This window comes from Crenothrix polyspora (genome assembly GCF_900163755.1).
In the GTDB taxonomy this organism is placed as follows: Bacteria; Pseudomonadota; Gammaproteobacteria; order Methylococcales; family Methylomonadaceae; genus Crenothrix; species Crenothrix polyspora.
Genome location: NZ_FUKI01000174.1, coordinates 1 through 5,635, shown reverse-complemented (window position 1 = coordinate 5,635; position 5,635 = coordinate 1). Strand labels below are relative to the sequence as shown.

At 40.7% G+C, this 5,635-nt stretch carries 7 protein-coding genes; 3 read left to right on the top strand and 4 right to left on the bottom strand.

Annotation, left to right across the window (positions count from 1 at the left end; translation table 11 throughout):
• Nucleotides 1-10: 10 nt before the first annotated feature.
• From CRENPOLYSF2_RS18190 to msrA, 4 genes are all read right to left on the bottom strand, one after another.
• On the bottom strand, nt 11-379 hold the full coding sequence (locus CRENPOLYSF2_RS18190; RefSeq protein ID WP_087145374.1) for a response regulator: 369 nt from the start codon (nt 377-379) through the stop codon (nt 11-13).
• The gene (locus CRENPOLYSF2_RS18185) at nt 376-1,692 is read right to left on the bottom strand and encodes an ATP-binding protein (RefSeq protein WP_087145373.1); all 1,317 of its coding nucleotides are present in this window, start codon (nt 1,690-1,692) and stop codon (nt 376-378) included. The genes CRENPOLYSF2_RS18190 and CRENPOLYSF2_RS18185 overlap by 4 nt, the downstream gene beginning before the upstream one ends.
• Before the next feature lie 110 nt (nt 1,693-1,802).
• Nucleotides 1,803-2,348 carry a hypothetical protein gene (locus CRENPOLYSF2_RS18180; RefSeq protein ID WP_087145372.1) on the bottom strand — a complete coding sequence of 182 codons (546 nt, stop codon included), beginning with the start codon at nt 2,346-2,348 and terminating at the stop codon, nt 1,803-1,805.
• A gap of 63 nt (nt 2,349-2,411) precedes the next feature.
• Entirely contained in the window at nt 2,412-3,023 is a 612-nt protein-coding gene (gene msrA / locus CRENPOLYSF2_RS18175; RefSeq protein ID WP_087145371.1) for a peptide-methionine (S)-S-oxide reductase MsrA, read from the bottom strand.
• A gap of 334 nt (nt 3,024-3,357) precedes the next feature.
• Here msrA and CRENPOLYSF2_RS18170 point away from each other — a divergent pair, with 334 nt between their 5' ends.
• The 3 genes from CRENPOLYSF2_RS18170 to CRENPOLYSF2_RS18160 are packed head-to-tail and all read left to right on the top strand — an operon-like array spanning nt 3,358 to nt 5,193.
• Nucleotides 3,358-3,831, top strand: coding sequence for an SRPBCC family protein (locus CRENPOLYSF2_RS18170; protein ID WP_087145370.1), 474 nt, complete (start codon nt 3,358-3,360; stop codon nt 3,829-3,831).
• A gap of 26 nt (nt 3,832-3,857) precedes the next feature.
• Nucleotides 3,858-4,331, top strand: coding sequence for a PAS domain-containing protein (locus CRENPOLYSF2_RS18165; RefSeq protein ID WP_087145369.1), 474 nt, complete (start codon nt 3,858-3,860; stop codon nt 4,329-4,331).
• Nucleotides 4,332-4,374: 43 nt separating this feature from the next.
• The gene (locus tag CRENPOLYSF2_RS18160) at nt 4,375-5,193 is read left to right on the top strand and encodes a sterol desaturase family protein (protein WP_087145368.1); all 819 of its coding nucleotides are present in this window, start codon (nt 4,375-4,377) and stop codon (nt 5,191-5,193) included.
• The last annotated feature ends 442 nt before the right edge of the window (nt 5,194-5,635 follow it).

The following is a 5,635-nucleotide window of genomic DNA, read 5'->3' as shown; positions in this document are numbered from 1 at the left end:
CACTAAATTATCAAACTGTTAAAAAATAGCAATAGCTTTGGAAAAAGTGTACGGTAGTGAAACAAATATAACCTTTTGCACCAGCTGTCATGGCACGATTCACATAGACTTTTTCATCATGCACGCTAAAAGCCAGAATTTTGGCGTTAGCCTCTTTTAAGCACAGTCGCCGTATACTTTCAAGCCCACCCAGACCTGGCATAGACAAATCCATTACCACCACATCGGGGTGATACTCTTGGTATAACGGCCACACGGCTTCACCGCGCTCCGCTTCTGCCACCACATCAATGCTGTCTTCGGTGGCCAGCAACATTCTAAAACCGGCACGCACAATGGCATGGTCATCAACGAGAATAATTCGTATAGGCGCGATCATGGCAGCGGAATGTGTGCAATAACCCGCATACCTTGTTGCGACGCGGAATGATAGCGCAGTTCGCCGCCCAAACTTGTGATTCTCTCTGTCATACTTAATAAACCGAAGCCGTGTTTTGTCTGGGTAATATCGCAGCCTTGACCGTTATCGCTAACGGTTAAGCGTACGCTATGAGGGTCTGAATTAATCGCCAGGCTAATGTGTACTTGGCTGGCGTGTGCATGGCGCATAATATTGGTCAAACATTCTTGTACCACCCGAAACAGCTGGATAGCACAGTGTTGTTGCAATTCATCGACGGCATCCGAGCAGTTTAACACTAGTTGTAGCTCAGGATTTCTTTGCGACCAATGATACAGCAAATCTTCCAGGGTGGCTTTTAAGCCCAATTCATTGAGCATAAGCGGATGCAATTGCTGCATCATAGAGCGCACAACGCTGATCAGATGATCGCATACTTCGATAATAGTCGCACTGGCGTTGGCAATATCGGCTTTGGGACGGGTGCAGGTGGCTGCCATTACTTTAATGGCGGTTAACGATTGACCGAGTTCATCGTGCAATTCTTGCGACAGCTTTTGGCGTTCGTCTTCTTGTATGGCCAAAGAATGTTGAGTTAACGCACGGTTTTCCAGTTGGCTGGCGTTAAGTTTAGCGGTTAAATGGTTAATGGCTTTAGCGATGCGGTCGTATTCTTGAATGGCAAAGTCAGGCAGTGTGTGCTGATAGTTTTCGGTTTCGATGGTTTTTAAGGCATTAACGATAACCGCAATGGTTTTTATGGCCTTGTTAAACACCAGATTAACCGCTAAACAAGTAAACAAGGTCAGTAAGACCACCGAGTTGAAAAACGCTAAACTCTCTTGCCAGGCTTCGGTGATTTCATCCAACGGGTTGGCCTGAATCAGTAAAGTCACAGGCTGGCCATTGGCGGCGATGAGCGGGCGTTCGGTTTTGGGCTGTCCGTTTTCAACCAGATGGATAAACCATTGCGGCGGTTGGTCGGTGGATTTGACGGTGGGTAGCCTGGTATTAAAGCGGAGAATTTGGCCGCTGGGTTGTTGCAATTGAATGCTTAAATGGCGTATTTCTTGTAGGTTATTAAGCTGGGCAATCCAATCGAGCGATGTCCGCGTTTCGGTACTGGTGTGTGATAGTGTAAATGAGATGAGTTGTACGGCCAGATTAATGGATGATGCCACTTCTTTGGCAACCGACTGCCGCGCTTGCCATACGGCGATTGAGCCACCCAATACCAAAATACACTGTGCTGATAGCAGAATTCTGAGGTTGATTTGGTAGCGTACACTCATTAGGCTGTGGGTTAATCCGTATTCATTAAATCTTTATTAATGGATTGAGAGGGGATTTTGATCACAGGTAAACGGATAGCAACAAGCTGACCCGTCCACTGTGTAAAATTTTACATAGGAACTTTATTATCTAGATTGCCATTGTTTGTTTGACATTGCAAAATGCCAGCTTCCCATATTTCTCCAGCCGTTAATCTTTTTTGGAAGCAGGTAATTCTTTCGTCAGAATTATCAGTACCTGCACATAAGCTAACGGCATTTTTCCACTCCCATTTATCACTGATACCCCATTTTACATGACCGTGCATGGCTTTGTTGAAACACTTTCCAGGTTCTTCGGGTGTGTTTGTGCCTTTACATAAGCCGTCAAGGACAGTTGGATCCCATATTTTCTGTTTTCTATTTTCGCTATAACTCCAGGAAATTTTGTTTTGAATATAACTTTTACAGGCTATTTCATTTTTATTTTCACTTGCTATGGCATGTTGAGTAATACAAATACTCGAGACGATAATGATACTTGTTAATAATCGTTTTACAGATTTAGAGCTGTTGTTATGCATTACTTTCTCCTGAACAGGGTTCATTAAAATCGCTAAAAAAGTTAGCGATACAATTAATCTATCGATGATTTGTGGCTTGTCAATAGCAGTCATTTTTTCAAAAAATGCCTGCTATATCGAAAATATAGCGGATTAGACGCTCATGTAATTCAAGATTTATGGATTCCAAATCTTATTAAGACGACGATCTCGGCCACAAGTAAACCGGTAAAAATGATAGGTATTGGGGTTTTTAAGGTAATAATCCTGGTGGTATTGTTCTGCTGAGAAAAACTTACCCGCAGGCTTAATAGATGTCGCTACATATTTATCAGGCATTTGCTTGTTAATCTTTACCTTAGATGCTTCAGCAAGTTGCTTTTGCTGTTCATCTGCATAGAAAATAACCGCTTTGTATTGCTCTCCTTCATCGCAAAATTGGCCAGTGCTATTAAACGGGTCAATGTTATGCCAAAACACCTCAAGCAATTTTTCATAACTTATTTTAGACGCATCATAAGTGACTTGCAGCGCCTCTGAATGCCCTGTTTTTCCATTTGATACCTCCTTGTAGCTTGGATTTTCAGTATGCCCTCCAGTGAAGCCCGATATTGTCTTGATAACGCCGGGCAAGGCATCGAAAGGCGGTTCCATGCACCAAAAACAGCCACCGGCAAAAACAGCTACTTGCTCTTTGCTAACACTATCTCCCGCTATTACAGTGCCGCTGGCTAAAAACCAGCTAACGAAAACAATGCCAAGGTAACCCTGCAAAATTTTTTTTATCACGTAACGACCTGCCTTTTGTTAGCATATTTTATAGGGATTCAACTGGCTTTAACACTATAGCCATTAACGGTCTTCTATACAGTCACTTTTTTAAGCCTTTTAGAACAGCCAGATAGGTATAACGGTAAATAACAATAACTCAAATTATTTTCCGCTCATGCATTTAAGCTTACTGTCTAAGCCGCGATAAGCCATTGGGTATGCAAAATTAGCTGTAGAAATATTTATTTTTTGGTATTTGCTATTTATTTTAAACAAGATAAGTTGATTTTAAGCGTGCATGCTTTAAAACGAGCCAAGGCAGGCTTCTTAATTTTGACAGGAGATAGTTTTCATGAACCTTTTCGATATTTCAAAGCCGGTCGTCGGCAAAGCGCGTATCGAAATAAATAGGCCAGTGGCCTATGTATTTTGTTTTGTAGGGAAAAAGTTTTTTGATAATTATCCCCGTTGGGCTTTAGAGGTTTCGGAATTTAATCCCCTGACCGGAACTGAAGTGTTTGTCGGCGCAAAAGCGCGTCAGATACGCCTCGAGCAAGGCCAGAAAATAGAGTCGGTCTTTGAAGTTTCCGAATTTGAGACCCCACAAAAAGTTACTTTTGTGGGTGTGGGGACACCATTTCGAAATACTTATCTGTTTACCAGCCGAGTTGATAATGACTTTACCGAGTTGGAGTTTTCTTTTGAACTGTTAGAGTTAGAATTATTTATGCGCCCCTTTGAAAAGTTGATTCGTATGGCTATTGAAGAAGGTGCCGAAAATACCGTAGAAAATATCAAAAATTTATTGGCCGATGGCTGCCAGTAATCAATTTATTATTTAGGAACTGAAGCATGAACTTTGTTGTTGAAAAAGATAATAATGGATTAATTCCACAAATTCTCTCATCAATACTTGATGAGTGTGTGAATGGTGTAACACTGGCAGATCCTGATCTAGAGGGCACGCCTATTGTGTATGCCAATAAAGCCTTCGAAACCTTGACAGGCTATAGTCAGGAAGAAATTGTCGGCTATAACTGCCGTTTTCTTCAGGGAGAAGACCGAGAACAAGAAGCCAGATTTCAGATTGCTGAAGCGATTAAAACCCATAAACCCATTGAAGTGACACTCAGAAATTACCGTAAGAATGGCGAACTTTTTTTCAATCGCTTAAAAATCACCCCGCTACTGAGCCGAAAAGGTCAGGTTATTTATTATTTGGGTGTGCAGTACGATGTCACTTTTCAAGTAAATGCCAATAAAGAAATTAAAGATTTAAATCGTTTACTAAGTGACACATTAGCACCGGATAACGATATTTTCTAATTAATATATCCGCTATCACATTACACCAACAGGTTAGCATAATATGCAAAATGACATGGGAGGTATGCTTCCTAGCCAGATATTGTTTGGCGTAGCCATTCTCGGCTTCTTTGTTTTAGTGATTATGGAAAAACTAAAGCCTTATCGACGCTTTACCAACAAAATTGGCAAGGCTTCTTTTGTTACCAACACGACAGCTTTTTTGTTCAATAACGTTATTTTGACAGCGCTACGAGCCACGTCGCTATTTTTTGTAGCGCAACAATTTTCCTCGCACGGCCTGCTAAGTGGCATGAGTAACAACCCTGTCAAATGGGTATTCAGCTTATTGCTGTATGACTTGGCAATTTACATTTGGCATATTGCCAGTCATAAATATGAGTTTTTGTGGCGCTTCCACAAAGTGCATCACAGTGATAAAAGCTTTAATGTTTCCACCGGTTTTCGTTTTCATGTTATCGACTTGTTTTTGGAAATACCTTACAAGTGCCTATTTGTTATCCTGATCGGAGTCGATGCTTATTTAGTGCTTGCGATTGAAACTGTCCAGTTATTTTTTATTTTCTTCCATCACTCTAACCTTACTTTTAACAACGAAGCACGTTTATCGAAATTTATTATTACCCCTTCGTTACACCGTACACACCACTCTACTTTGCGCTCTGAACACGACAGTAACTACGGTATTGTTCTGGCTTTTTGGGATAAACTGTTTGATACCCGCAAAGAAGCAATACCTGAACATATCGGTTTGGATGTGATTATAGCGGAAAACTTTTTACAGCTTTTTTCGCTGGCTTTTATTACTGAACGCCATATAAAAAGATTATTGAATATAATTCCCAAAGGCAAAAAATTATAAAGAGGGACGAGGCGCAATACTACGGTCAGTTTGCTGAAAAATACGGGCAAACAAGACCATAAGCCTAAATTAGCCTTAAAAATTGTCGCATTAGCAAAACCAGTAGGTAATAATGATATACGCCTGCTCCTTAGTAACAAGAAATCCTCGTGCTTTAGTGCGAGGAGGATGTCAATATAATGCCCATACCCTAATACAGCACTTTCAATCTAAATTGGTAACTACTCAGGCTATTAAATCGCGGGATGCAGCGATTTTATTGGTGAAAAGAAGTAAAAAACGGCATTTTTCTAGTTGATTTAACCAAATTTGACCTTATAAACACGCTGTAGCCCAGATAAATAAGGCCTGAGTAGTTACCTAAATTGATTACTAAATAATCTCTGTACATGACAAAAAATTATAGCGATTGGCAACATTGTTTTAAATCAATAAATTGAAG